This window comes from Sphingobacterium sp. UBA7253 (assembly GCF_002472745.1).
Classification (GTDB): domain Bacteria; phylum Bacteroidota; class Bacteroidia; order Sphingobacteriales; family Sphingobacteriaceae; genus Sphingobacterium; species Sphingobacterium siyangense.
This window is the reverse complement of sequence record NZ_DKSP01000162.1, coordinates 1-1,341: the sequence shown is the minus strand read 5'-3', so window position 1 is coordinate 1,341 and position 1,341 is coordinate 1. Positions and strand designations below refer to the sequence as shown.

Here is a 1,341-nt window from a genome sequence, read left to right as displayed (position 1 = left end):
CTTTTGATGACATTACTCCTACAGCACCAAAGCTAACTTCGCCAGGAGATCAGGTGGTCAATTTGCCACGGAATCGCATGGTCAGTTTATCCGAAATCTACAATATACTATGAAGTGATCCGCTGGCAGTATTATGAAAAATTTCGACAACAGCTCCTTCAGGTATGGAATTTACTTGAAGATGTGTTTGACCAGCATTTACACTGTATTTTTGTTTTGCTATGAACAATATTGAAAATATTGAAATCGGTTTCGGAAGGGGGAAACCAAGATTTATAATTAATTGTTCATTATCTAAATGTACATCCGTCTAAAAATATAAAGAATGATTATTGTTCTTCACAAACCTAGAATATTCAGTTATGTTATTAAATCGAAAAATATCAATTTGGTACTTTATAAATGAGATAAAGACACAATTCATTCTGATCTCTATATTCGCCATATCGATCGGCGTGGTTGATATGCATCCGACTTTTAAAAAAGTATCCTTGCCGCTGAGTATTCCTGCTCTGATCGGAACGGCTGTTTCCCTACTACTGGCCTTTAGAACGGCTCAATCCTATGAGCGCTGGTGGGAAGCCAGAACAATATGGGGAGCTATTGTTAATGACTCCAGGAATTTACTAAGGCAGTTTATTCAATATGCTCCCGAAAGTCCCCGATACGAAATAAAAGAATTTGTGGACCGACAAATTATCTGGACTTATGCGCTGGGAGAATCGCTCCGAAAGCTGGAGTTTTCACCTAAAGTTCAGGCTTATCTGCATTTCCACGGGATAAAAGCCACAAATATACCCAATGCAATATTGGATAGACATTCAAATGCAATCAGACATCTCGCTTTCAGTGGAGCGATAACGGATATTCAACAGGTTCAGCTAAATGAAACAATAGGTAGGTTATGCGACAGCATGGGTAAGTGTGAACGTATTAAGAATACGGTCTTTCCCAGATCATATAGCATGATGGTACACACCTTGATCTACGTCTTTGCCGCGATTTTGCCTTTCGGGCTCGAAGATTCTCAGTTAACTATTGAGATCGTAATGACCATGATTATACCAATACTCTTTATTGCCATTGAAAAGACAGCCATCATTATGCAGGATCCTTTTGAGGGTACGCCAGTTGATACACCAATGACTTCGCTTGCACAAACCATCGAGATAAACCTTTTGGAAATGATTGGAGAAATAGATATTCCGGCAAATCCCAAAAATGATTCTTATTATGAAATGTAATATATCTGTAAACATATGTGTCCTAAATAAATTTTAGGATTGGATTTCTTTTGTAAAGGCATAGCTTTTTTCATCATTTCGATATTGACCCCTATTT

At 37.8% G+C, this 1,341-nt stretch carries 1 protein-coding gene; it reads left to right on the top strand.

Features of this window, described 5'->3' with window-relative positions; all coding sequences use genetic code 11:
• Window positions 1-362 precede the first annotated feature (362 nt).
• Window positions 363-1,244 carry a bestrophin family protein gene (locus tag B2X72_RS16575; RefSeq protein ID WP_088160814.1) on the top strand — a complete coding sequence of 294 codons (882 nt, stop codon included), beginning with the start codon at window positions 363-365 and terminating at the stop codon, window positions 1,242-1,244.
• The last annotated feature ends 97 nt before the right edge of the window (window positions 1,245-1,341 follow it).

Bases quoted from the DNA above. Each gene is read 5' to 3' on its own strand.
- B2X72_RS16575 (WP_088160814.1), top strand. From the start codon at position 363: ATGTTATTAAATCGAAAAATATCAATTTGGTACTTTATAAATGAGATA.